Annotated in this window: 19 protein-coding genes and 8 tRNA genes; 8 read left to right on the forward strand and 19 right to left on the reverse strand. The window is 68.5% G+C overall.

Annotated elements, in window-relative coordinates; genetic code table 11:
- Positions 1-17 precede the first annotated feature (17 nt).
- Positions 18-476, reverse strand: coding sequence for a ribonuclease HI (rnhA, locus tag OCJ37_RS15525; RefSeq protein ID WP_145701573.1), 459 nt, complete (start codon positions 474-476; stop codon positions 18-20).
- Between the two features lie 13 nt (positions 477-489).
- Positions 490-1,149: a methyltransferase domain-containing protein gene (locus OCJ37_RS15530; RefSeq protein WP_263110627.1), complete on the reverse strand. Its 660-nt coding sequence runs from the start codon at positions 1,147-1,149 to the stop codon at positions 490-492.
- Positions 1,150-1,161: 12 nt separating this feature from the next.
- On the opposite strand from OCJ37_RS15530, the gene gloB reads away from it, so the two are divergent.
- Positions 1,162-1,926: a hydroxyacylglutathione hydrolase gene (gloB, locus tag OCJ37_RS15535; protein ID WP_263110628.1), complete on the forward strand. Its 765-nt coding sequence runs from the start codon at positions 1,162-1,164 to the stop codon at positions 1,924-1,926.
- On the forward strand, positions 1,923-3,143 hold the full coding sequence (locus tag OCJ37_RS15540) for a lytic transglycosylase domain-containing protein (protein WP_263110629.1): 1,221 nt from the start codon (positions 1,923-1,925) through the stop codon (positions 3,141-3,143). The genes gloB and OCJ37_RS15540 overlap by 4 nt, the downstream gene beginning before the upstream one ends.
- 322 nt (positions 3,144-3,465) lie before the next feature.
- On the opposite strand, the gene OCJ37_RS15545 is transcribed toward OCJ37_RS15540, so the two are convergent.
- The 14 genes from OCJ37_RS15545 to OCJ37_RS15610 form a co-directional block, all read right to left on the reverse strand.
- On the reverse strand, positions 3,466-5,457 hold the full coding sequence (locus OCJ37_RS15545; RefSeq protein ID WP_263110630.1) for a peptidyl-prolyl cis-trans isomerase: 1,992 nt from the start codon (positions 5,455-5,457) through the stop codon (positions 3,466-3,468).
- 140 nt (positions 5,458-5,597) lie between these two features.
- Positions 5,598-5,674: transfer RNA gene (locus OCJ37_RS15550), tRNA-Asp, on the reverse strand.
- A 117-nt stretch (positions 5,675-5,791) separates the two neighbouring features.
- A tRNA-Asp gene (locus tag OCJ37_RS15555) sits at positions 5,792-5,868 on the reverse strand.
- Positions 5,869-5,895: 27 nt separating this feature from the next.
- A tRNA-Val gene (locus OCJ37_RS15560) sits at positions 5,896-5,970 on the reverse strand.
- An 11-nt stretch (positions 5,971-5,981) separates the two neighbouring features.
- Positions 5,982-6,254, reverse strand: coding sequence for an HU family DNA-binding protein (locus OCJ37_RS15565; protein ID WP_009607753.1), 273 nt, complete (start codon positions 6,252-6,254; stop codon positions 5,982-5,984).
- 228 nt (positions 6,255-6,482) lie between these two features.
- The gene (lon, locus tag OCJ37_RS15570) at positions 6,483-8,957 is read right to left on the reverse strand and encodes an endopeptidase La (protein ID WP_263110633.1); all 2,475 of its coding nucleotides are present in this window, start codon (positions 8,955-8,957) and stop codon (positions 6,483-6,485) included.
- 176 nt (positions 8,958-9,133) lie between these two features.
- Positions 9,134-10,420 (reverse strand): ATP-dependent Clp protease ATP-binding subunit ClpX, encoded by a 1,287-nt coding sequence (gene clpX / locus OCJ37_RS15575; RefSeq protein WP_263110634.1) that lies wholly within the window; start codon positions 10,418-10,420, stop codon positions 9,134-9,136.
- Between the two features lie 128 nt (positions 10,421-10,548).
- On the reverse strand, positions 10,549-11,175 hold the full coding sequence (clpP, locus tag OCJ37_RS15580; RefSeq protein WP_184411657.1) for an ATP-dependent Clp endopeptidase proteolytic subunit ClpP: 627 nt from the start codon (positions 11,173-11,175) through the stop codon (positions 10,549-10,551).
- A gap of 137 nt (positions 11,176-11,312) precedes the next feature.
- Complete coding sequence (gene tig / locus OCJ37_RS15585; RefSeq protein WP_263110636.1) at positions 11,313-12,608, reverse strand: trigger factor; 1,296 nt, start codon at positions 12,606-12,608, stop codon at positions 11,313-11,315.
- A gap of 204 nt (positions 12,609-12,812) precedes the next feature.
- Positions 12,813-12,897, reverse strand: a tRNA-Leu gene (locus OCJ37_RS15590).
- Positions 12,898-12,985: 88 nt separating this feature from the next.
- Positions 12,986-13,061: transfer RNA gene (locus OCJ37_RS15595), tRNA-Lys, on the reverse strand.
- A gap of 76 nt (positions 13,062-13,137) precedes the next feature.
- A tRNA-His gene (locus tag OCJ37_RS15600) sits at positions 13,138-13,214 on the reverse strand.
- Positions 13,215-13,251: 37 nt separating this feature from the next.
- A tRNA-Arg gene (locus OCJ37_RS15605) sits at positions 13,252-13,328 on the reverse strand.
- 44 nt (positions 13,329-13,372) lie between these two features.
- Positions 13,373-13,449 (reverse strand) — tRNA-Pro (locus OCJ37_RS15610).
- Between the two features lie 156 nt (positions 13,450-13,605).
- On the opposite strand from OCJ37_RS15610, the gene OCJ37_RS15615 reads away from it, so the two are divergent.
- Positions 13,606-14,382, forward strand: a complete 777-nt coding sequence (locus OCJ37_RS15615; RefSeq protein ID WP_263110637.1) for a Bax inhibitor-1/YccA family protein — start codon at positions 13,606-13,608, stop codon at positions 14,380-14,382.
- 126 nt (positions 14,383-14,508) lie between these two features.
- Here OCJ37_RS15615 and OCJ37_RS15620 read toward each other — a convergent pair whose 3' ends face one another.
- The 3 genes from OCJ37_RS15620 to grxC all read right to left on the reverse strand — a co-directional run bounded on the left by OCJ37_RS15620 (position 14,509) and on the right by grxC (position 16,411).
- A complete protein-coding gene (locus tag OCJ37_RS15620) occupies positions 14,509-15,516 on the reverse strand; it encodes an isocitrate dehydrogenase (RefSeq protein ID WP_263110638.1) in 1,008 nt (335 codons plus the stop codon).
- Positions 15,517-15,689: 173 nt separating this feature from the next.
- Positions 15,690-16,025, reverse strand: coding sequence for a carboxymuconolactone decarboxylase family protein (locus OCJ37_RS15625; RefSeq protein ID WP_263113705.1), 336 nt, complete (start codon positions 16,023-16,025; stop codon positions 15,690-15,692).
- 74 nt (positions 16,026-16,099) lie between these two features.
- On the reverse strand, positions 16,100-16,411 hold the full coding sequence (gene grxC / locus OCJ37_RS15630) for a glutaredoxin 3 (RefSeq protein WP_263110639.1): 312 nt from the start codon (positions 16,409-16,411) through the stop codon (positions 16,100-16,102).
- Positions 16,412-16,564: 153 nt separating this feature from the next.
- Here grxC and OCJ37_RS15635 point away from each other — a divergent pair, with 153 nt between their 5' ends.
- The 5 genes from OCJ37_RS15635 to ppx all read left to right on the forward strand — a co-directional run bounded on the left by OCJ37_RS15635 (position 16,565) and on the right by ppx (position 24,065).
- Positions 16,565-18,214: a M48 family metalloprotease gene (locus OCJ37_RS15635; RefSeq protein ID WP_263110640.1), complete on the forward strand. Its 1,650-nt coding sequence runs from the start codon at positions 16,565-16,567 to the stop codon at positions 18,212-18,214.
- 82 nt (positions 18,215-18,296) lie between these two features.
- The gene (phoB, locus tag OCJ37_RS15640) at positions 18,297-18,986 is read left to right on the forward strand and encodes a phosphate regulon transcriptional regulator PhoB (RefSeq protein WP_003468516.1); all 690 of its coding nucleotides are present in this window, start codon (positions 18,297-18,299) and stop codon (positions 18,984-18,986) included.
- A gap of 63 nt (positions 18,987-19,049) precedes the next feature.
- Positions 19,050-20,375 (forward strand): phosphate regulon sensor histidine kinase PhoR, encoded by a 1,326-nt coding sequence (gene phoR / locus OCJ37_RS15645; RefSeq protein ID WP_263110641.1) that lies wholly within the window; start codon positions 19,050-19,052, stop codon positions 20,373-20,375.
- A gap of 11 nt (positions 20,376-20,386) precedes the next feature.
- The gene (gene ppk1 / locus OCJ37_RS15650) at positions 20,387-22,483 is read left to right on the forward strand and encodes a polyphosphate kinase 1 (RefSeq protein ID WP_263110642.1); all 2,097 of its coding nucleotides are present in this window, start codon (positions 20,387-20,389) and stop codon (positions 22,481-22,483) included.
- A gap of 58 nt (positions 22,484-22,541) precedes the next feature.
- A complete protein-coding gene (gene ppx / locus OCJ37_RS15655; RefSeq protein ID WP_263110643.1) occupies positions 22,542-24,065 on the forward strand; it encodes an exopolyphosphatase in 1,524 nt (507 codons plus the stop codon).
- Positions 24,066-24,171: the final 106 nt, after the last annotated feature.

Genomic DNA, 24,171 nt, shown 5'->3' on the forward strand with positions numbered 1-24,171 from the left:
ATGGGGCGTGGAAAGGATCAGGACGCGACCGCGGCGCCGCCGGCGCGCACCCGCAGCGCCTGGTTGCGCGCCAGCACGTCCACCCGCTCGTTGTCCGGGTCGCCGTTGTGGCCCTTGACCCAGCGCCAGTCGATCGTGTGCCGCTGCGCGGCGGCATGCAGCCGCTCCCATAGGTCGCGGTTCTTGACCGGATCGCCGCCGGCGGTCTTCCACTGCCGCCGCACCCAGCCGGGCATCCATTCGGTGATGCCCTGGCGCACATACTGCGAGTCGGTGTGCAGCACGATCTGGCACGGCTCATTGAGCGTCTCCAGCGCCATGATCGCGGCCATCAGCTCCATGCGGTTGTTGGTGGTGTGCGCCTCGGCGCCGGCCACCTCGCGTTCCAGGCCCTTGTAGCGCAGCAGCGCGGCCCAGCCGCCGGGGCCGGGATTGCCGAGGCAGGCGCCGTCGGTATGGATGTCTACAGTCTTCATGTACGTCCAGGAATCAGATGGAGGCGGCCGAGCCGCGCCAGCGGACCGGCGCGCGCAGCGGAATGGGGCCGATGCCGGCGGCGGTGCGCTTCTCCGCCTGCAGCAGGCACACCGCGCGCAGCGGCGCGCCGGAGGTCGCCGAGCCGACGCCGCCGCGGGTCGGCCAGACCGGCCCGAGATAGCGCAGGTGCTCCACGCACGGCAGCCCGGCCTGCTCCAGCAGTCCGCGCCAGCTGCCCGGCGGCCGCGCCACCAGGCCCTGCCGGCGCCAGCGCAGCCGGTACGGACTCATCGCGTTCAGCGCGAACAGCCACAGCCGCCCGCCCGGCAGCAGCACCCGCTCGCATTCCTCCAGCAGCGCCGCGGCGTCGGCGCCCAGCACGTGCTGCAGCACGATCGCGTTGACGCTCTCCGACGGCAACGGCAGCGGCAGCGTGCACACCAAGTCGCCGGCATAGCCGCGCGCGGTGCGGTGCAGGCGCACGCCGCGCCCCGGCAGCTCGCGCGCCAGCGGCGCGAACGGCACCGGCGCCAGCCACAACCAGGGCTGCGCGGGGCGCCCGAGCAGGGCGTCGAGGATCAGCGGTTGCTCGGCCTGGAGCAGTTGCTGCGCCACCACCGTATCAAACCAGGATGAGACAGCGGCTTGACGGGGGAATGGGGCGGCAGGCATGGTGCCAATTCTATGCGACTGATCGCCCTGCCCGCATTCCAGGATAATTACATCTGGGCGATCGCCGCCGCGGACGGCCGCGCCGTGCTGGTCGACCCGGGCCAGGCCGAACCGGTGTTCGAGGCGGCAGCGCAAGGGCTGCAACCGGCCGCCGTGCTGCTGACCCACCATCACGACGACCACATCGGCGGCGTGGCGGCCCTGCGCGAGCGCTGGCCGGACCTGCCCGTGTACGCCCCGGACGAGCCGCGGATCCCCTTCGCCAGCCAGCGCGTGGGCGACGGCGACAGCGTCCGGGCGCTGGAATGGGAGTGGCGGACCCTCGCCGTGCCCGGGCACACCCGCTCGCACGTGGCCTATGTCGGCCACGGCCACCTGTTCAGCGGCGATACGCTGTTCAGCCTGGGCTGTGGGCGGATGTTCGAAGGTACGCCCTCCCAGATGTTGGGTTCGCTGCAACGGCTGGCCGCCCTCCCGGGCGCCACGCTGGTGTGTTGCGGACACGAATACACCCTGGCCAATGCGGCATTCGCCGTCACGGTCGATCCCACCAACGCTGCCCTGCGGCAGCGCCATCAGGAAGTCCAGGCCATGCGTCATGCTGCCCGTCCCACTGTTCCCGTCACGCTCGCCGGCGAAATGGCGACCAATCCGTTCCTGCGCACCGCCTCGGCGGCGATCCAGCAGGCGGTCGCTGCCCGGCTCGGCCGCAGCGCGCGCGACGAAGTGGAGGTATTCGCCGAATTGAGGCGCTGGAAAGACGATTTCCGCGCATGAGGTCGCTGCTGTTGACGGCGGCGCTGACGCTGGCCATCGCGTCGGCGTCCCCTTCCGCGAGCGCCGCGGCGCCGGTCGGCGCCGCACTGGAGCAGACCGTTGCCGGGCTGAACGCGCTGCCGACGGACCCCGCGGCGCTGCCGCCGGCGACCACCCGTAACGGCCATACCATCCTGGCCAGCTTCCGCGACGGCCTGGCCGACGCGCAATGCGACAACGGCGCCACCGACGCGCGCTGGAAGCAGCAGTTCTCGCGCGCGCCGGCGCGCCTGGCCAACGAGGACGAGGACGTGTTGCCGCTGTTCGGCTACGTGGTCGACGAACTGCGCGCCGCCGACTTGCCGACCGAATTCGCGCTGATCCCGTTCGTCGAGAGCGGCTACCGCCCCGCCGCGCGCAACAGCAGCGGCCCGGCCGGGCTGTGGCAGTTCATCGCCGACACCGCCCGCAACCACGACGTGCCGGTCGAAGGCGGCTACGACGGGCGCCTGTCGGCGGTGGACTCCACCCGCGCCGCGGTGCGCTACCTGAAGACCCTGCACGGCATGTTCGGCGGCGACTGGCGCCTGGCGATCATGGCCTACAACGCCGGCGAGTACCGCGTGCTGCAGTCGATGCGCCGCGCCGGCATGAACGCGCAGAACGCGAAGCCTGACAAGTTGCCCGGGCTGTCGCCGATCACCTACGCCTACGTCGAGAAGCTGCATGCGCTGGCCTGCGTGCTGGAGCAGGCGCAGACCCGCGACGAGTGGATGGCCTCGCTGGACCGCGAGGTGCCGATCCTGCAGGCGCGCACCCTGCCCGCCGGCATGGCGCTGGACGACTGGGCGCGGCAGCAGGCGCTGCAGGGCAATCAGGTCGCCCGCCTGAACCCGGCGCTGGGCAGCGCGCGCAACAGCAGGCGCGCGCTGCCGGTGCTGGCGCCGGTCGGCAGCGGCGGCAGCGCCGCCACGGCCGCCGCCGACGCGCTGGCGGCGGCGCAGGCGCCGATCGCGGCGCCGGCGGCCAGGACCGTTGCCAGCGCCAGCGAGGCCACGCCGCCGCGGATCCGCTCGCGCACCGCGTCGGCGCGCCGCACCCACACGGTCCGCGACGGCGACACCGCCTGGACCATCGCCAAGCGCTACGGCATCACCGTGCAGACCCTGCTGGCGAAGAACGGCCTGTCCGCACGCAGCGTGCTGCGCCCGGGCATGGTGCTGAGCTACGAGGAATAGCGCGGCGTCCTGCGGCAGCGGGACCCACCGACATCCGCGCGGCGCCAGGTTCGACTCCAGCGATACACTTGTAGGAGCGACTTCAGTCGCGACGGGCTTTCCCGGGAAAGCCCGTCGCGACTGAAGTCGCTCCTACAGGATGGCGAGCCGCTGATGGAAGAGCTCCGGCCGTGCGGCCCTGCCACAGCGGCCGCGTCACGCCGCGACCGCGTCGCCCACCCGCCGCGCATCCGAATGCCCCAAATGCCCGGCGCAGGTGCCGGAAACGAACAAGCCCGGCAGGACCGGGCTTGTTCGCATCACGCGTCGGCGCAAGCGGCGCTTACAGCTGCGCTTCCTGCACGCTGACCTTGTAGCGCTTGCGCATCGCGTCGATATAGGCCTTCGCCGCGGCGGCGCCCTCGATCTGGCCCAGCTGCTGCTTGAGCGTGGCCTGCTGCTCGGCCGGCACCTTGCTCAGGTCGCCCGGGTTCACCTTGTTGACCACGAACAGCGCGTAGCGCTTGGCGCCGCCCGGCACACCGTTCGCCGACAGCTCGACCTTGCCCACCGACGGCTTGCCTTCGGCCGGCGGCGGCGCGCTGAAGATCGCGCGGTTGGCTTCCGGGCTCGGCATCGGCACGGTGCGCGGCAGCCCCGGCATCGGGTTGAGCTGCAGTTGCTCCGGGCCGGCCAGCGCCTGCAGCGTCTCGCCCTTGCGCAGCTTCTCCAGCAGCGCATCGGCCTTGGCTGCGGCGGCCTTGGCGGTGCGATCGGCGTGCACCGCGGCGACCACCTGCTCGCGGACCTTGGCCAGCGGCTGGGTCTGTTCCGGCAGGTGCTGGGTGACGCGGATCATCACGTTGTGGTTCGGGCCCAGGGTGATCGGGTCGCTGACCGTGCCGTCCTGCACCAGCGTGTCGGAGAACGCCGCGCGCAGCACCGCCGGCTGCGCGGCGACGCCGCTGGCGTCGGCGCGCGAGAACGGGCCCAGGGTCTGCACCGGCAGGCCGACGTCCTTGGCTGCCGGCGCCAGCGCGGTCGGGTTCTTGTAGACCAGGTCCACCAGCCGTCCGCTCAGTTCGCTGAAGGCCTTCTCGTTGTCGGCCTGCAGCTGCTCGCCGGCGAGCTGGTCGCGCACCTGCTCGAAGCTCTTGCCCTGGCCGCCCTTGATCTCGCGCAGCTGGATCACGTGGTAGCCGAACTCGCTCTTGACCGGGCCGACGATGTCGCCGGCCTTCATCGCGAACAACGCGTCCTCGAACGGCTTGACCATCACGCCCTTCTCGACCCAACCCAGGTCGCCGCCGGCATTCTTGGAACCGGGATCTTCGGAATTGGCGCGGGCCAGCGCGGCGAAGTCGGCGCCGGGCTGCTTGGCCTCGGCGGCCAGCTTGGCGGCCTTGGCCTCGGCCGCCTTCTGCGCGGCGGCGTCCTTGCCGGCGTTGATCAGGATGTGCGAGGCCAAGCGCTGGTCGGGTTCGACGAAGCGCGCCTTCTCGTCCTCGTAGCGCTTGCGCAGCGTCGCCTCGTCGGCCGGCTTGGCCGGCGGCAGCTTGGACGCGTCCAGTTCGACGTATTCGATCGACACGCGCTCGGGCTGCTTGAAGTCGGCCTGGTGCGCGTCGTACCACTGCTGCACCTGCGCGTCGCTGACCGGCGTGGTGTCGGCCGGCTGCTCCGGCAGCAGCGCCAGCTCCACGTCGCGGGTCTCGCTCAGCATCTTCAGCAGGCGCTCGGTTTCCTGCTGGGTCGCGAAAGCCGATTCGCCCAGCGCCGTCGGGATCAACGACTGCTGCAGGCCGTCGCGCACCAGCTGGTCGAACATGGCCGGCGTGCGCGGCGGCGTGCCCGAGGCCAGCGCCAGGCGGTAGCGTTCCGGATCGAACTTGCCGTCGTTCTGGAAGGCCGGGATGGTGCTGATGTAGTCGCGCACCGCGGCATCGCCGATGACCACGCCGGCCTGCTCGGAAGCCAGCTTCACCACCTGCTCGTCGATCAGCTGGTCGAGCACCTTGCGCTTGTTGTCGGCGCTCTCGAACTCGCGCGGATCGAAGTTCTCGCCCTGCCGCTGCCGCTCCTGCTGCCGCTCTTCCTCGAAGCGCGCGCGGAACTGCTCCGTGCTCACCTCGTGATGCTTCCACAGCAACGAGACCGGCCACCACGACGGCGCCGACGACCACCACGACGGCGGCGCCTGCACCTTGGCGACGTTGTTGGCACCGACGCCACCGAGGTAGCTGCTGTCGATGACGAACAGGAACGGAATCATCAACAGGCCGATGATCGCGGTGGCGATCCAGCCCGAGGTCTTTTCGCGGAGTTTCTGCAGCATTGGTTGGGAACCGAGGCCTGTTGGCGAGCCGCGCAGTTTAACCCGCTTCACGCCCCGTCGCGGAATGGCTTGCCGCGCGGACGGCGCCGGCGCCTGGCGCAAAGAAACCCCCGATCGCTCGGGGGTTTCGCGTACAAAACTGGCGGAGTGGACGGGACTCGAACCCGCGACCTCCGGCGTGACAGGCCAGCATTCTAACCGACTGAACTACCACTCCGCTTTTTGAACGGAGGCAGGCGCCAAGGCCCGCGATCTCTTCGTATCTGCGCAGCGCGAGGCGCGGCGGATGCTTCGAGAAACGAAACCCCCGATTTCTCAGGGGCTTCGGTACAACTGGCGGAGTGGACGGGACTCGAACCCGCGACCTCCGGCGTGACAGGCCAGCATTCTAACCGACTGAACTACCACTCCGCTTTTGAAACTTGTCGCTCGGTGCTCTGGTGGGTGCTGAGGGTTTCGAACCCCCGACCCTCTCCGTGTAAAGGAGACGCTCTACCGCTGAGCTAAGCACCCTAGCGAGTCGATTAGTTTACGGCATCCTTCAGCGCTTTGCCAGCCTTGAAGGTCGGATTCTTCGACGCGGCGATCTTGATCGAGTCGCCGGTCTTCGGGTTGCGGCCGGTGCGCTCGGCACGGTCGCGCACCTGGAAGGTGCCGAAGCCCACGAGGGTCACGCTGTCGCCCTTCTTGAGCGCCTTGGTGACTTCGGACACGAAGGCGTCGACGGCGCGACCGGCTTCGGCCTTGGAGATATCCGCAGCGGCGGCGATAGCGTCGTTCAGTTCGGCTTTATTCATTTCTTGATGACTCCATGTGCGGCAGAAAACCGCGGAATTGAGGATCGGATGGCGGCATGGCCTGCCTCGTCCGGGACGAGGCCCCCGATTGATGTTTCACTACCAAGCACGCCCGTTCGCGGTGCTCGCAAGTCGTGCATTTATACCAGCGGCCTCCCACCCGCGCAAGCCGAAAAGCCAGCAACGGCGCGGGTTTCGGCCGCTCGGGCGGGTGCGGTTCAGCGCCTTTCAGTGCTTGACGCGCGCGTTGGAGGATGCTTTCGGCTTGGGCTTGCGCCGCACCGGCGGCGCCTCGCCGTCGGCGGCGGCCTTCGGCTTCAGCGGCGTCTCCAGCGCCAGGTCCAGCACTTCGTCGATCCACTTGACCGGCACGATCTTCAGATCGCGGGTCACGTTGTCCGGGATGTCGGCCAGATCCTTGCGGTTCTCCTCGGGGATGATCACGGTGCGGATGCCGCCGCGCAGCGCCGCCAGCAGTTTCTCCTTGAGCCCGCCGATCGCCGAGACGCGGCCGCGCAGGGTGATCTCGCCGGTCATCGCCACGTCGGCCTTGACCGGCACCTTGGTCAGCATCGACACCAGCGAGGTCACCATCGCGATGCCGGCGCTGGGGCCGTCCTTCGGCGTGGCGCCATCGGGCACGTGCAGATGCACGTCGTGCTTCTGCAGGAAGTCGACCTCGATGCCGAGCCGCTCGGCGCGCGAACGCACCACCGACAGCGCCGCCGACGCCGATTCCTTCATCACGTCGCCGAGCTGGCCGGTCAGGATCACCGCGCCCTTGCCCGGGACCAGGGTCGATTCGATCTGCAGCAGGTCGCCGCCGACCTCGGTCCAGGCCAGGCCGGTGACCAGGCCGACCTCGTTCTGCTCCTCGGCGCGGCCGAAATCGAAGCGGCGCACGCCCAGGTACTTGTCCAGGTTCTTCGAGCCGACGCTGACCCGCGGCTTGTCCTTGCGCGCCGCCGCGCCCTTCTTCGCCGCCGCCTTCTTGGCGACCGGCGCCTGCGGGCCGGCCAGCGCGATTTCCTTGACCACCTTGCGGCAGATCTTGGCCACTTCGCGTTCGAGGTTGCGCACGCCGGACTCGCGCGTGTAGTAGCGCACGATGTCGCGGATCGCGTCGGCGGCGATCTCCAGCTCATCGCCCTTCAGGCCGTTGGCCTTCAGCTGCTTGGGCACCAGGTAGCGCATGGCGATGTTGAGCTTCTCGTCCTCGGTGTAGCCGGGGATGCGGATCACCTCCATGCGGTCGAGCAGCGGGCCGGGGATGTTGAGCGAGTTGGAGGTCGCCACGAACATCACTTCCGACAGGTCCAGGTCCACTTCCAGGTAGTGGTCGTTGAACGCGTTGTTCTGTTCCGGATCGAGCACTTCCAGCAGCGCCGAGGACGGATCGCCGCGGAAGTCCATCGACATCTTGTCGATCTCGTCGAGCACGAACAGCGGGTTCTTGCTGCCGACCTTGTTGAGGTTCTGCACGATGCGGCCCGGCATCGAGCCGACGTAGGTGCGGCGGTGCCCGCGGATCTCGGCCTCGTCGCGCACGCCGCCGAGCGACATGCGCACGAACTTGCGGTTGGTCGCCTTGGCGATGGACTGGCCGAGCGAGGTCTTGCCGACGCCGGGCGGACCGACCAGGCACAGGATCGGGCCCTTCATCTGCTTCACCCGCGACTGCACCGCGAGGTATTCGAGGATGCGGTCCTTGACCTTCTCCAGGCCGTAGTGGTCGGCGTCCAGCGTTTCCTGCGCGACCTTCAGGTCCTTGCGCACCTTGCTGCGCTTCTTCCACGGCACGCCCAGCAGCCAGTCCAGATAGTTGCGCACCACCGCCGCCTCGGCGGACATCGGCGACATCTGCTTGAGCTTGTTGAGCTCGGCCTTGGCCTTGGTCTCCACCGGCTTGGGCATGCCCGCCTCGGCGATCTTGCGCGCCAGTTCCTCCAGCTCGCCCGGCGCGTCGTCCAGATCGCCCAGTTCCTTCTGGATCGCCTTCATCTGCTCGTTGAGGTAGTACTCGCGCTGGCTCTTCTCCATCTGCGACTTGACCCGGCCGCGGATGCGCTTCTCCAGCTGCTGCACGTCGATCTCGCCGTCGACCAGGCCGACCAGCATCTCCAGGCGCTCGCCCACTTCCAGGGTTTCCAGCAGGCGCTGCTTGTCGGACAGACGCACGCCGATGTGCGCGGCGATGGTGTCGGCCAGGCGGCCCGGCTCGTCGATGCCCGACAGGGTCTGCAGCAGCTCCGGCGGCAGCTTGCGGTTGGTCTTGACGTACTGCTCGAACAGCGCCATCAGCGAGCGCGCGATCGCCTCGACCTCGCGCTCCTCGCGCGACTCGGCGGCATCGATCTCGCTGCCTTCGCCCTGCAGCGCGCCGTCGCGCTCGACCACCTTGTCGACGCTGACCCGCGACAGGCCTTCGACCAGCACCTTGATGGTGCCGTCGGGCAGCTTCAGCAGTTGCAGCACCTGCGCCAGGGTGCCGACGTTGTACAGGTCGGCGGCCACCGGGTCGTCGGTCTCGGCGGATTTCTGCGCGACCAGCAGGATGCGCTTGTCGGCCTCCATCGCGTGCTCGAGCGCGCGCATCGACTTGTCGCGGCCGACGAACAGCGGGATGACCATGTGCGGGAAGACCACGACGTCGCGCAACGGCAGGACCGGCAGGTCGAGGACTTCGGATTTGGACTGGGCCATGAGGGTTCCGATGTGGGAGACGGGAATGCGGAAAAGGCGGGCATAAAAATGCCGATGGCCCCGTTATGGGGCCATCGGCTGGATGATGCAAGGGCAGCGGAAAAGCCCCTTTTCTTTCAACCGCTTAGCCGGTCGCGAAGGCCGCGGCAGGACAGCGCCGCGGCCTCACCCGGGCCTCACTCGGCGGAGGCCACCTTCGGCGCCGGCGGCGGGGTCTGGTAGATCAGGTACGGCTCGGACTTGTGCTCGATCACCGACTCGTCTACGACCACCTTGCTGACGTTCTCCTGCGACGGCAGCTCGTACATCGTGTCCAGCAGCACCGACTCGACGATGGTGCGCAGGCCGCGCGCGCCGGTCTTGCGCTTGAGCGCCTTCTTGGCGATGGCCAGCAGCGCGTCGGGCCGGAATTCCAGCTCCACGCCTTCCATCTCGAACAGCTTCTTGAACTGCTTGGTGATCGCGTTCTTCGGCTCGGTGAGGATCTTGATCAGCGCCGGCTCGTCCAGTTCCTCGAGCGTGGCGACCACCGGCAGGCGGCCGACGAACTCGGGGATCAGGCCGAACTTGATCAGGTCTTCCGGCTCCACTTCCGCCAGGATCTTGCCGACTTCGCGCTTGCGCTCGGAGCTCTTCACCTTGGCGCCGAAGCCGATGCCGCCGACGTCGTTGGAGCGCTGCTGGATCACCTTGTCCAGCCCGGCGAAGGCGCCGCCGCAGATGAACAGGATGTTCTTGGTGTCCACCTGCAGGAATTCCTGCTGCGGATGCTTGCGCCCGCCCTGCGGCGGCACCGAGGCCACCGTGCCTTCGATCAGCTTCAGCAGCGCCTGCTGTACGCCTTCGCCGGACACGTCGCGGGTGATCGACGGGTTTTCGCTCTTGCGCGAGATCTTGTCGATCTCGTCGATGTAGACGATGCCCTGCTGCGCCTTGTCGACGTCGTAGTCGCACTTCTGCAGCAGCTTCTGGATGATGTTCTCCACGTCCTCGCCGACGTAGCCCGCCTCGGTCAGCGTGGTCGCATCGGCGATCGTGAACGGTACGTTGAGCAGCCGCGCCAGCGTCTCGGCCAGCAGCGTCTTGCCCGAACCGGTCGGGCCGACCAGCAGGATGTTGGACTTGGCCAGTTCGACTTCGTCGTTCTTCTGGCGGCTCTCGATGCGCTTGTAGTGGTTGTACACGGCCACGGCGAGCGTGCGCTTGGCGCGCAGCTGCCCGATCACGTACTGGTCCAGCACCTCGAGGATTTCCTTGGGCTTGGGCAGGCTGCTGCGTGCGGACTGCGCCTTCTCCTCCAGCTCCTCGCGAATGATGTCGTTGCACAGCTCGACGCATTCGTCGCAGATGAACACGCTCGGCCCGGCGATCAGCTTACGGACCTCGTGTTGACTCTTGCCGCAGAACGAGCAGTACAGAATCTTGTTGCTGTCGCCGGAACGGCCTTGCCGGTCTTCGCTCATTGCTTCGCTTACCCAGTTACCCCACCCGATGAACGGGGGTTCGATTTCGAGAATAGCACAGGGCCGGGAGGACGCTAGCCCGACCCCGGCCCTGCGGAATACGCTGCGTTTTGCAGTACATGCAAGCCTTATGCCGGCTGGATCGACTCTTCCGGACGACGCTCCAGCACCTGGTCGACCAGGCCGTAGGCCTGCGCGTCGACGGCGCTCTTGAAGTTGTCGCGCTCGGTATCGCGGGCGATGGTTTCCAGCGACTGGCCGGTGTGCTTGGCCAGGATCTCGTTCAGCCGCGCGCGCAGGGTCAGGATCTCGCGCGCGTGGATGTCGATGTCGGTGGCCTGGCCCTGGAAGCCGCCCAGCGGCTGGTGGATCATCACCCGCGAATTCGGCAGCGCATAGCGCTTGCCGGCCGCGCCCGAGGCCAGCAGCAGCGCGCCCATCGAGGCGGCCTGGCCGACGCAGATGGTGCTCACGTCCGGCTTGATGTACTGCATGGTGTCGTAGATCGCCATGCCGGCGGTGACCACGCCGCCCGGCGAGTTGATGTAGATGCTGATGTCCTTTTCCGGATTGTCCGCTTCCAGGAACAGCATCTGCGCCACGATCACGTTGGCCATGTGGTCGTCGATCGGGCCGACCAGGAAGATCAGCCGCTCCTTCAGCAGGCGCGAATAGATGTCGTAGGCACGCTCGCCGCGACTGGTCTGCTCGACCACCATCGGAACCAGATTCAAGGCCTTGGTCACATTGTCCACGCGGGAACTCCTGCTTTTGTGTAATCCCTGCACGGGGATGTGCAGGGTTTCGCATCGTGTCGCGCCCCCACGGCTGCGGGGGCTTGGATTGCGTCTCCAACCCACATGCAACATGCGGGCCGCCGCGAAGCGGCGCCTTACTGGCGGATCGCTTCCTGGAACGTCATCGCCTGCTCGGTGTGCTGGGCGCGCTCGGCGATCCAGTCGATCACCTGCTCTTCCATCACACGGCTCTGCAGTCCCCCCATCAATTGGGGGTCGTTGCGGTACATCTCAATGACCTGTTCCGGCTCTTCGTAGGTCGAGGCGATCAGGCGCAGCGTCTCGGAGACCCGCTTCGGGTCCAGGCGCAGTTCGTTGCGGCGGGCGACCTCGCCGACCAGCAGGCCGACCAGCACGCGCTTGCGCGCGGCATCGACGAAGCCCTGGTGGGCGTCGTCCGGCACCTGGCCCGGGTCGCGGCCGGAGCGGCGCAGCTGCTCCACCTGCTGCGCCAGCATCGAGCGCGCCTCGTTCTCGACCAGCCGCGGCGGCATTTCCACCGAGGCGTAGGCGGCGATCAGCTGCTCGCCGACCTCGCGCCGCAGCCGGTTCATCAGGGCGCCCTTGAGCTCGCGCTCCAGGTTGATGCGGATATCCTTGCGGAACTGCTCGGCGTCGCCGCTCTTCACGCCGAAGCTCTTGATGAACTCCTTGTCCACCTCCGGCAGCACCGGCGCGGCGACGTCGGCCGCCTTCACGTGCACCTGGACCTGCTTGCCGGCGAACTGCGGCACGCGCCAGTCGGCGGGGAAATCGACGGTCAGGGTCTTTTCCTCGTCCTTGGACAGGCCGACCAGGCCCTGCTCGATCGCCGGGAACATGACGCCCGAGCCGATCACGCTGCTGCCCTTCTCCACGCCCTCGGCGGGCAGGCGCTCGTCGCCGGCCTGCGACCAGGTCTCCAGGGTCACCAGGTCGCCGTCCTGCGCCGGACGCCCGGCGGGCTGCCAGGTGCGGCGCTGCAGGCGCAGGTTCTCGATCATCTGCTCGATGTCCGCGTCGGTGACCTCGGCGGTGTGGCGCACCACCTGCAGCTTGGCCACGTCGATGTCGCCGAAGTCCGGCACCACTTCGAAGGTGGCCACGAACTGCAGTTCGTTGTCGCCGGCGCGGTCGATGCGCGGATTGCCGGCCAGGCGCAGTTCGTGCTCGCGCACCGCCGAGTCGAAGGTCTCGCGCAGCAGGCCGTCCAGCGCCTCGGCGCGGATCTGCGGCCCGAAGCGCTGCTCGATCACCTTCGGCGGGATCTTGCCGGGACGGAAGCCCTTGATCCGCGCGGTCCGCGCGACTTCGCGCAGGCGGCCGCCGATATGGGTTTCCAGGCGCTCCTCCGGCAGGGTGAAGGTCAGACGCCGTTCCAGGGTACCGGTGGTTTCGATCGAAGCTTGCATGTGGACTCCTGCCACCGGGAGCCCGCGGCTTCCGGCACGATGTAGAGAAATACGGGTTGACGCGGGCACGGGACGGCCGCCGCAGCCGGATAGTTTCGCCTATTCCCGCGATGCCTGCCAGCACAGGCCGGAACGGTCGCGGCCAGACCCTGCGTGGCCACCCGCAATGCGCAGGACGGATGGACCGCGCCCGATGCGCCGGGATGGTGCGAAAGAGGGGACTCGAACCCCTACGCCTTGCGGCACTGGTACCTAAAACCAGGGCGTCTACCAATTCCGCCACTTTCGCGCTGCGGCGCCGGAACGCTCGCCTGGGCATTGTTGCAGGCCTGCCGGCAAAGAAAAAGGCACCTGCCGGAGCAGATGCCTTTTTGTTTTGGTGGGCCGTCAAGGATTCGAACCTTGGACCTATTGATTAAGAGTCAACTGCTCTACCAACTGAGCTAACGGCCCTGAAACTGAGTCGCGCATTTTATGCGCTTTTTTGCTTCGTTGCAACACCCCGCGAAGCAGCGGGTCACGCGATCAATGGGGTGGCTGAGGGGACTCGAACCCCCGACATCTGGAATCACAATCCAGTACTCTAACCAGCTGAGCTACAGCCACCATTGAAACTCTTGCATCTCCCGCCCGGCGCCGGTGTTGGCGCGCCCGACAGGAATCGAACCTGTAACCCCCGACTTAGAAGGTCGGTGCTCTATCCGGTTGAGCTACGGGCGCCCGGGCCGGATTGTCGCATTCCTCTCCGCCGTTGGACATCGGATTGGTCGGGGTAGAGGGATTCGAACCCCCGACATCCTGCTCCCAAAGCAGGCGCGCTACCAGACTGCGCTATACCCCGGCGGAACATCCCTCGCGGCCGAGGCCGGAAAGGTCGGCTATTGTGGGAAGCTCGCGGCCCGGTGTCAACGGCACATTCGCGCCACCGCCGCCTGCGCTATGCTCGTGGCTTGCGGCCGGCACGGGCCAATCGTCTTTATTACAGGGAGAAACAGCAATGATCCGCAGCGGCAACCCCGCCTTGAAGGAATCCACCTTCCTCGACCTCGGCAGCGGCGCGGTCGTCTCGCGCGACGGCGAGGCGATGACGCTGAACGGCACCATCCACAAGACCGGCGCGCTGTTGCTGCTGACCGTGCTCACCGCCGTGTTCGCCTGGAGCCAGTCGATCACGGTCGACGCCGCCGGCAACGAAGCGGTCGCGCCGGGCATCATCGGCTACGTGCTGGGCGGTGCCATCGGCGGCTTCGTCCTGGCCATGATCACCACCTTCAAGAAGACCTGGGCGCCGATCACCGCGCCGCTGTATGCGCTGGTGGAAGGCTTCTTCCTGGGTTCGATCTCGGCGCTGTACGAACACCGCTTCAACGGCATCGTGCTGCAGGCGGTGCTGCTGACCTTCGGCACCCTGTTCGCGCTGCTGTTCGCCTACCGCAGCGGAATGATCAAGGCCACCGAGAACTTCAAGCTCGGCGTGGTCGCGGCCACCGGCGGCATCGCGCTGGTATACCTGGCGACCATCGTACTGGGGTTCTTCAACATCCAGATCCCCTTCATCCACGCCTCCGGCACGGTCGGGATCCTGTTCAGCCTGTTCGTGGTGGTGGTGGCGGCGCTGAACCTGGTGCTGGACTTCGACTTCATCGAGAGCGGCGTGGAACAGGGCGCGCCCAAGTACATGGAGTGGTACGGCGCGTTCGGACTGATGGTCACGCTGGTGTGGCTGTACATCGAGTTCCTGCGGCTGCTGTCGAAGTTGCAGTCGCGCAATTGATGGAAGGCCGGGATTGGCGATTCGGGAGTGGGATTCGTTGAAGCCCGTTCCCTGGGCCGCCAGCTTCAGCACAAGAAAAAGGGCGCCGCGAGGCGCCCTTTTTCGTTGCTGCGGTCGTCGCTGCGCTCAGAGGCGACTGGCGATGGCCTTGGCGAAGCCCATGGTGTTGCCGCTGCCGCCCAGGTCCGGGGTCAGCCCGTCCTTGGCTTCCAGCGTGGCGACGATGGCGTTGCGCAGGCGCTCGGCGTTCTGCGGCTGGCCGACGTGGTCCAGCAACTGCGCCGCGCCCAGCAGCAGCGCGCACGGGTTGGCCTTGCCCTGCCCGGCGATGTCCGGGGCCGAGCCGTGCACCGCTTCGAAGATCGCCGCGTCCACGCCGATGTTGGCGCCCGGGGCCAGGCCCAGGCCGCCGACCAGGCCGGCGCACAGGTCCGACAGGATGTCGCCGAACAGGTTGGTGGTGACGATGACGTCGAACTGCTCCGGACGCATCACCAGCTGCATGCAGGCGTTGTCGACGATCATTTCCTGGAATTCGATCTCCGGGTAGTTCGCCGCCACTTCGCGCGCCACCTTCAGGAACAGGCCCGAGGTCGACTTGATGATGTTGGCCTTGTGCACCGCGGTGACCTTCTTGCGGCCGGTGGCGCGGGCCAGGTCGAAGGCGTAGCGGACGATGCGCTCGGAGCCCTTGCGGGTCACCTTGGCCATCGACACCGCGGTCTCGCCGTCGGCCGACACTTCCTGGCCTTCGCTCAGGTAGGCGCCTTCGGTGTTCTCGCGCACGGTGATCAGGTCCACGCCGGCGCCGAAGCGCGACTTGGTATTCGGGAACGACTTGGCCGGGCGCACGTTGGCGTACAGGTCGAACTGGCGGCGCATGACCACGTTGATCGAGCTGAAGCCCTCGCCCACCGGCGTGGTCAGCGGGCTCTTCAGCGCGATCCGGTTCTTGCGGATCGAGTCCAGCGTGGCGGCCGGCAACAGGTCGCCGTGCTTTTCCAGGGCGACCAGGCCGGCGTCGGCGTATTCGTAGGTGAGGCCGGCGTTCAGCGCGTCGAGCACGAACAGCGTGGCGTCCATGATCTCGGGGCCGATGCCATCGCCACGGATGACCGTGATTGTCTGCGTCATAGGGGTGCGGTTTCCGTACAGAGGGGGAGCGCGCCGACCGGAAGCCCGGGCTGCAGGCGCAAGGAGGTTTCACTGGTAATTATGCCCGAAGCCGGTGAAGGGCCCCAAACCGCCACGGGCCGAAACGCAGCGCGCCGCCCGCAGGCGGCGCGCATCAGCCGATCCGGCAGTGCTCAGGCGTGCGCGTGCTCCGACGGCGCGGCCGCTGCCCCTTCCTCGAGCCTGTCGAGGAAATCCACCGCCCGGCGCAGGTGCGGAATCACGATCGAGCCGCCGACCACCAGGCCGACCGAGAAGGTCTCGAAGAACTCGTCGCGCTGCACCCCGGCCTCCTTGCACTGGGCCACGTGGTAGCTGATGCAGTCGTCGCAGCGCAGCACCAGCGAGGCGACCAGGCCGAGCAGCTCCTTGGTCTTCACGTCCAGCGCGCCGGCCTGGTAGGTCTGGGTGTCGAGCGCGAAGAAACGCCGCACCACCTGGTTCGGCTCGGCCAGGATGCGCTGGTTCATGCGCTGGCGGAACTCGGTGAACTCGCGTACCCGGTCCTGCTGGCCGTCGCCCTCGCCGCCGCTGCCAGCAGCGCTCACGCCCGGGCCTCCGGGGCCTGGCCGTCGAGCAAAGGCTCCAGCTTGCCGGCGCGATGCAGCGCCATCATGTCGTCGTAGCCGCCGACGTGGGTATCGCCGACGAAGATCTGCGGCACGCTGGTGCGGCGCGCCAGGGCCACCATCTTCTCGCGCTCGGCCGGATCCAGGTCGATGCGCACCTCGGTCCAGCTGCGGCCCTTGCTCTTGAGGAAGTTCTTGGCCGCCACGCAGTACGGGCAGATCGCGGTGGAATACATGGTGATCGGCGGGCCGCCGGCCTGGCCGTTGTCGGCCTGTTGCTTGTCCATGGGAAACTCCGGGCGCTGTAAGAGGTCCAAGCCACTATGGTAGCGGGCCGGTGGATTTTCGAGTCCGCTGCCGCAACACTGCGGATTACCCTGGATTCACCCGTCGTTCCCGGACGCCGCCCTGCGGCGCCCCGCCCTTCCCTGGAGCCTGCCTTGCGCCCGCTGCCGCTTGCCTTCGCAATCACCCTGGCGACCGCGCTCGCCGTCGCGCCGGCGCCGGCGCAGGAGAACAAGCTGCCGGACATCGGCTCCTCGGCCGGCGAGCTGCTGACCCCGGCGCGCCAGGCCGAGTACGGCAAGATGATGCTGGCCGAGCTGCGCAACTACGACTACGTGCTCGAGGACCCGCTGATCGGCGACTGGCTGCAGACCATGGGCACCCGGCTCGGCGCCAACAGCGACCAGCCGCAGCAGAAGTACACCTTCTTCATGCTGCGCGACCGCCAGATCAACGCCTTCGCCACGCTGGGCGGCTACGTGGCGGTCAACGCCGGCCTGGTGCTGACCGCCGAGCGCGAGGACGAGGTGGCCGCGGTGCTGTCGCACGAGATCGCGCACGTCACCCAGCAGCACGTGCTGCGCGGGGTGGAGCGGGCGCAGCGCGACCAGGTGCCGATCCTGCTGGGCATGCTCGCCGCGGTGGTCGCCGCGCAGCAGGCCGGCGGCCGCTCCAGCGGCGACGCCACCCAGGCGGCGATCGCCAGCGGCCTGGGGCTGATGCAGCAGCGCCAGATCGACTACACCCGCTCCAACGAATCGGAGGCCGACCGCCTGGGCATCCGCACCCTGGCGCGCAGCGGCTACGACGTGGACGCGATGGCCGGCTTCTTCGAGCGCATGTCGCTGGCGATGCGCGGCAACCAGGGCGGCTACAGCACCCCCGACTACCTGATGACCCACCCGGTCACCACCACCCGCATCAGCGAGGCGCGGCAGCGCGCCGAGCAGATGAAGAAGAACACGGTGACCCTGACCACCCGCGTGCCCGGCGGCACCTTGCAGGAGCGGGTCGATCCCAACGACGTGTCGCTGAGCCAGCCGCTGGGCGCGCCCAGCAACCCGCTGCTGCCCGGCAGCCTGCAGCTGCCGTTCGACACCTACGCGCGCGGCGGCAGCGGCCAGTTCGAATGGGCCCGCGAGCGCCTGCGCGTGCTCAGCGCCAATACCCCGGCCGATGCGGTGCGCGAATACGAGGGCCTGCGCCAGGGCAGCAAGCAGGGCCTCAGCGACGCCCAGCGCTACGGCCTGGCGCTGGCCCGGCTACGCGGCGGCGGCAGCGCGCAGGAGGCGACCAAGACCCTGGAGGAACTGCTGCAGGCGCACCCGGACAGCTGGTGGCTGGGCCTGGCGGTGGCCGAGGCCGAGTCGCGCAACGGCCGCGTCCAGCAGGCCAACCAGCGCTTCGACGCCCTGCTCAAGCGCCTGCCGAGCAACCGCGCGGTGGCGCTGACCTATGCCACGGCGCTGAACGAGCAAGGCGGGCGCGACGCCGGCCAGCGCGCGCAGGCGGTGCTGCGGCCGCTGCTGGCCGCGGCGGCCGACGACCCGGTGTTCCAGCGCACCTTCGCCCGCGCCTGCGAGCTGGCCGGGGACGGCAACCGCGCCGGCGAGGCCTATGCCGAAGCCGCCTACCTGAACGGACGCCCGGAACAGGCCCTGATCCAGCTGAACAACCTGAAGAAGCGCCCGGACCTGGATTACGTCGCCCGCGCCCGCATCGACGCCCGTATCGCCGCGATCACCCCCACGGTGCTGGAGCTGCGCCGTCAGGGCGTGCAGGATCCGGACGTGAAACAACCCTGAAACGCGGTACGGCGGCAGTCACCGAATCGTAATAAAACCGTAGTCTACTGGCGGCCTCTCCTCCCAGTCCCACGGTGCCGTCGTGCAGAAACGCATCCTGATCGTCGACGACGAACCCGCCATCCGCGACATGGTGGCCTTCGCCCTGCGCAAGGGCGACTTCGAACCGGTCCACGCCGGCGACGCGAGGGAAGCGCAGACCTCCATCGCCGACCGCGTCCCCGACCTGATCCTGCTGGACTGGATGCTGCCCGGCACCAGCGGCCTGGAACTGGCCCGGCGCTGGCGCAAGGACGCGATGACCCGCGAGGTGCCGATCATCATGCTCACCGCGCGCGGCGAGGAGAACGACCGGGTCGGCGGCCTGGAAGCCGGGGTCGACGACTACGTGGTCAAGCCGTTCTCCGCGCGCGAGCTGCTGGCGCGGATCCGCGCGGTGATGCGCCGCACCCGCGACGACGACGAGGACGGCAGCGTCTCGGTCGGCAGCCTGCGCATCGACGGCGCGGCGCACCGCGTGTTCGCCGGCGACGCGCCGGTGCCGATCGGCCCCACCGAGTACCGCCTGCTGCATTTCTTCATGACCCACCCCGAGCGCGTCTACAGCCGCGCGCAGCTGCTCGACCACGTGTGGGGCGGCAGCGTCTACGTCGAGGAGCGCACCATCGACGTGCACATCCGCCGGTTGCGCAAGACCCTGGAGCCGTTCGCGGTGGAGAACATGGTGCAGACCGTGCGCGGCTCCGGCTACCGCTTCTCGTCGTCCATCTGATTGCCGCCTTCGCCTGCTATAAACGGCGGACGGACAGATCCATTGCGACAGAGCGCGCCCCCGATGCCCCGCCACATCCGTTCCGCCTGGTTCAAGACCCTCGGCACCCTGGCCGCGCTATTGCTGCTGGCGGTGCTGGTCGGCTGGCTCGGCGGCCATGTGTGGATGGCGCTGACCCTGATGTCGCTGGCGGTGATGGCCTGGCACTACTGGCGCCTGCGCCGGGTGCTGCGCCGGCTGACCGCGCGCCAGCGCTGGGAACCGCCGGCCGGCACCGGCGTGTGGAACGAGCTGGACCGGCTGCTGTACCGCAGCCAGGCGGAAATGCGCACGCGCAAGCGGCGCCTGCTGGACATGCTGCGCGCCTACCGCGCCGCCGCCGCCGCGCTGCCCGATGCGGTGGTGGTGGTGGACCGCAACAGCCAGCGCATCCAGTGGTTCAACGAAGCCGCCGGCACCCTGCTCGGCCTGCGCCATCCCGGCGACCTCAACGTGCCGGTGGTCGAACGCCTGCAGCCGATGCCGCTGGCGCACTGGCTGGCCGGCGGCCGCAACGCCGAGCCGATGCTGGACACGCCCTCGCCGATCGACGACCGGCTGCGCCTGAACCTGCGCCTGATCCCCTATTCGGACGACTACTGGCTGCTGGTCGCGCGCGACGTCAGCAAGCTGCTGCAGCTGGAGCAGGTGCGCCGCGATTTCGTCGCCAACGTCTCGCACGAACTGCGCACGCCGCTGACCGTGGTGCACGGCTACCTGGACATGCTCGACCCGGAGGATTTCCCCGATTCCGGGCCGATGATCGCCGAGATGCGCAAGCAGTCGCAGCGCATGACCCAGCTGGTCGAGGACCTGCTGACCCTGTCGCGGCTGGAATCGCAGGAACACGCCAACGAGGAGACCATCGCGATGGCGCCGATGCTGGCCACGCTGCGCCGCGAGGCCGAGGCGCACAGCCAGGGCCGGCACCGCATCGAGGTGCACGACGAGGCCGACATCGACCTGATCGGCTCCAACAAGGAACTGCACAGCGCGTTCTCCAACCTGGTCACCAACGCGGTGCGCTACACCCCTGCCGGCGGCGCGGTCAGCATCATCTTCGCCCGCGAAGGCGACGGCGCGGTGCTGTCGGTGCGCGACAGCGGCTACGGCATCCCCTCGCACCACCTGCCGCGCATCACCGAACGCTTCTACCGCGTCTCCAGCAGCCGTTCGCGCGAGAGCGGCGGCACCGGGCTGGGGCTGTCGATCGTCAAGCACGTGCTGGGCCTGCACCAGGCGCGGCTGGACATCGAAAGCGAAGTCGGCAAGGGCAGCACGTTCTCCTGCCACTTCGGCGCCGGACGCGTCCATCCGCGGCACGACCATGCCACCCTGACCTCCGCCTAACGAGTACCGCCATGCCACGCGCCGCCGCCCTGCCGCCCACGCCGCCACCGGACGTTCCCAGCGACCCGCTGCGCGACCCCTCGCTGTACCTCAACCGCGAACTGTCGCAGCTGGACTTCAATTTCCGCGTGCTGGCGCAGGCGCAGGACCCGAGCGTGCCGCTGCTGGAGCGGCTGCGCTTCCTGTGCATCTCCTGCACCAATCTCGACGAATTCTTCGAGATCCGCGCCGCCACCGTGCGCCATGCGCTGGAATTCGGCCTGCCGCCGGCGCCGGACGGGCTGAGCTCGAGCGCGATCCTCAACTCCATCCACGACCGCGCCGCGCAGCTGGTGGACCACCAGTACCGCTGCTGGAACGAAGTGCTGCGCCCGGCGCTGAAGGACGCCGGCATCGGCGTGCTCGGCCGCAACAGCTGGAACGCCCGGCAGAAGCGCTGGCTGCGCGCCTACTTCCGCAACGAGATCATGCCGGTGCTGTCGCCGCTGGGCCTGGATCCGGCGCATCCGTTCCCGAAGATCCTCAACAAGTCGCTGAACATCGTGGTGGTGCTGAAGGGCACCGACGCGTTCGGCCGCATCGGCCACCTGGCGATCGTGCGCGCGCCGCGCTCGCTGCCGCGCATCATCCAGCTGCCGGAAAGCCTGTCCGAAGGCGGGCAGAGCTTCGTGTTCCTGTCCTCGGTGCTGTCCACCTTCGTCGACGAACTGTTCCCGGGCATGGAGGTGATGGGCTCCTACCAGTTCCGCGTGACGCGCAATTCCGAACTGGTGGTGGACGAGGAGGAAGTGGAGAACCTGGCGCTGGCGCTGCGCGACGAACTGGTCAACCGCGGCTACCGGCCGGCGGTGCGGCTGGAGATCGCCGAGGACTGCCCGAAGCCGATCGTGCGCACGCTGCTGCAGAACTTCGCGCTGCCGGAGAACGCGGTCTACCGCATCAACGGCCCGGTCAACCTGAGCCGGGTCAACCAGGTCTACGACCTGGTGCAGCGCCCGGACCTGAAGTACCCGCCGATGAATCCGCGCACGCTGCGCGACAACGACGGCATCTTCGAGATCGCCGCCGCCGGCGACGTGCTGCTGCACCATCCGTTCGACGCGTTCACCGCGGTGCTGGACCTGATCAAGCAGGCCGCGGTGGACCCGCAGGTGCTGGCGATCAAGCAGACCCTGTACCGCACCGGCAAGGACTCGGGCATCGTCGATGCGCTGGTGCTGGCCGCGCGCAACGGCAAGGACGTGACCGTGGTGGTCGAACTGCGCGCGCGCTTCGACGAGGAAGCCAACCTGGGCCTGGCCGATCGCCTGCAGGAAGCCGGGGTGCAGGTGGTGTACGGCGTGGTCGGCTACAAGACCCATGCCAAGATGCTGCTGATCGTGCGCCGCGAAGGGCGCAAGCTGCGCCGCTACGTGCACCTGGGCACCGGCAACTACCACAGCGGCACCGCGCGCGCCTACACCGACCTGAGCCTGATCACCGCCGATGCGGACATCTGCAACGACGTGCACCTGCTGTTCCAGCAGCTGTCCGGGCTGGCGCCGAAGATCCGCCTCAAGCGCCTGCTGCAATCGCCGTTCACCCTGCACCCGGGCGTGCTGCACCGGATCGAGCGCGAGACCAAGCTGGCCCTGGCCGGGCGCCCGGGACGCATCATCGCCAAGATGAACGCGCTCAACGAGCCGCAGGTGATCCGCGCGCTGTACGTGGCTTCGCAGGCCGGGGTCAAGATCGACCTGATCGTGCGCGGCGCATGCACGCTGCGCCCCGGCGTGCCGGGCGTGTCGGACAACATCCGGGTGCGCTCGATCGTCGGTCGCTTCCTCGAGCACAGCCGCGTCTACTGGTTCGGCAACGACGGCGCGCCGGAGCTGTTCTGCGCCAGCGCCGACTGGCTCGAGCGCAACCTGCTGCGCCGGGTGGAAACCTGCTTCCCGATCCTGGATCCGAAGCTGATCCAGCGCATCCACCGCGAAGTGCTGAAGAACTACCTGGACGACAATCTCAACGCGTGGGAACTGGACGCCAGCGGCGACTACCGCAAGCTGGAACCGGGCAAGGACCAGCCGCCGCATTCGGCGCAGCTGGCGCTGCTCGACGGACTCTGACCACGCCACCTGCGCGCCGATGCACGGCATCCACCGTGCATCGGCTACCATTCCGCCCATGCCTCCCATCTCCCCGTACACGCCGCTGCGCGATGGCGACCTGCTGGCCGCTGTCGATCTGGGTTCCAACAGTTTCCACATGGTGGTGGCGCGGTATCAGCTCGGGCAGCTGCGGGTAGTGGACCGCCTGCGCGAGACCGTGCGCATGGCCGACGGCCTGGACAACAAGGGCGGGCTCTCGGCCGAGGCGCGGCAGCGCGCGCTGGAATGCCTGGCGCGCTTCGGCCAGCGCATCCGCGACGTGCCGTCGCTGCGCGTGCGCGCGCTGGCCACCAACACCGTGCGCCAGCTGCGCTCGCCGCAGGCGTTCCTGATTCCCGGCGAGACCGCGCTCGGCCATCCGATCGAAGTGGTCAGCGGGCGCGAGGAAGCGCGCCTGATCTACCTGGGCGTGGCGCATGCGCAGCCGCCCAAGCCGGACCAGCGGCGGCTGGTGATCGACATCGGCGGCGGCTCCACCGAATTCATCATCGGCCGCGGTTTCCAGACCCTGGAGCGCGAGAGCCTGCAGGCCGGCTGCATCGCCAGCACGCGGCGCTTCTTCCCCGGCGGCAAGCTGTCGAAGAAGAAATGGAAGGACGCGCTGACCGAGATCGGCGCCGAGTTCCAGCAGTTCGCCGGGCTGTACCGCGCGCTGGGCTGGCACGAGGCGCTGGGTTCGTCGGGCACGCACAAGGCGATCGGCGAGATCTGCGCGGCGATGAAGCTGACCAAGGGCGCGATCACCGCCGAGGCGCTGCCGCAGCTGCGCGACCGCCTGCTGCTGGCCAAGCGCATCGAGGACATCGACCTGCCCGGCCTGTCCGCCGACCGCCGCCCGATCATCGCCGGCGGCGTGCTGGTGCTGGAAGCGGCCTTCCAGGCGCTGGGCCTGCAGCGCCTGATGGTGAGCAAGGCGGCCATGCGCGAGGGCATCCTGTACGACATGCTCGGCCGCGGCGGCGAGAACGATCCGCGCGAGACCGCGATCGCCGCGCTCACCCAGCGCTACGGCATCGACGAGGCGCAGGCCGCGCGCGTGGAAGGCACCGCGATGGCGCTGTTCGAGCAGGTCGCCTCGGCCTGGGCGCTGGATGCCGACGACGGGCGCATGCTCGGCTGGGCCGCGCGCCTGCACGAGCTCGGCCAGGTCATCGCCCACAGCCAGTACCACGTCCACGGCGCCTACGTGCTCGAACACTCCGACATCGCCGGTTTCTCGCGGCAGGAACAGCAGGTGCTGGCGACGCTGGTGCGCACCCATCGCCGCAACGTGCCCAAGACCGCGTTCGACGCCCTGCCCGACCGCCTGCTGCTCAGCGCCAAGCGCAAGGCCGCGCTGCTGCGGCTGGCGGTGCTGCTGCATCGCGCGCACGAGTCCGAACCCATCCCGTCGCTGGAATTGAAGGCCGACGGCGACAACCTGCACCTGATCCTGTCGCAGCCGTGGATCGAATCGCGGCCGCTGCAGCGCGCCGACCTGATCGGCGAGGTCGAGGGCATGGCCGGGCTGGGGATCAGTTTCCGGCCGTTCGTGGCCTGAAGCGCCGGGATTCGGGATTCGGGATCGGGGATTGGGGATTCGTAAAAGCGGGAGGCGGCGCGTCTTTAACGCCGTCTCGCGCTCGCTGGGGTCGCCGGTGAAAGCG

The sequence above is a fragment of the Xanthomonas sp. AM6 genome (assembly GCF_025665335.1).
Taxonomy (GTDB): domain Bacteria; phylum Pseudomonadota; class Gammaproteobacteria; order Xanthomonadales; family Xanthomonadaceae; genus Xanthomonas_A.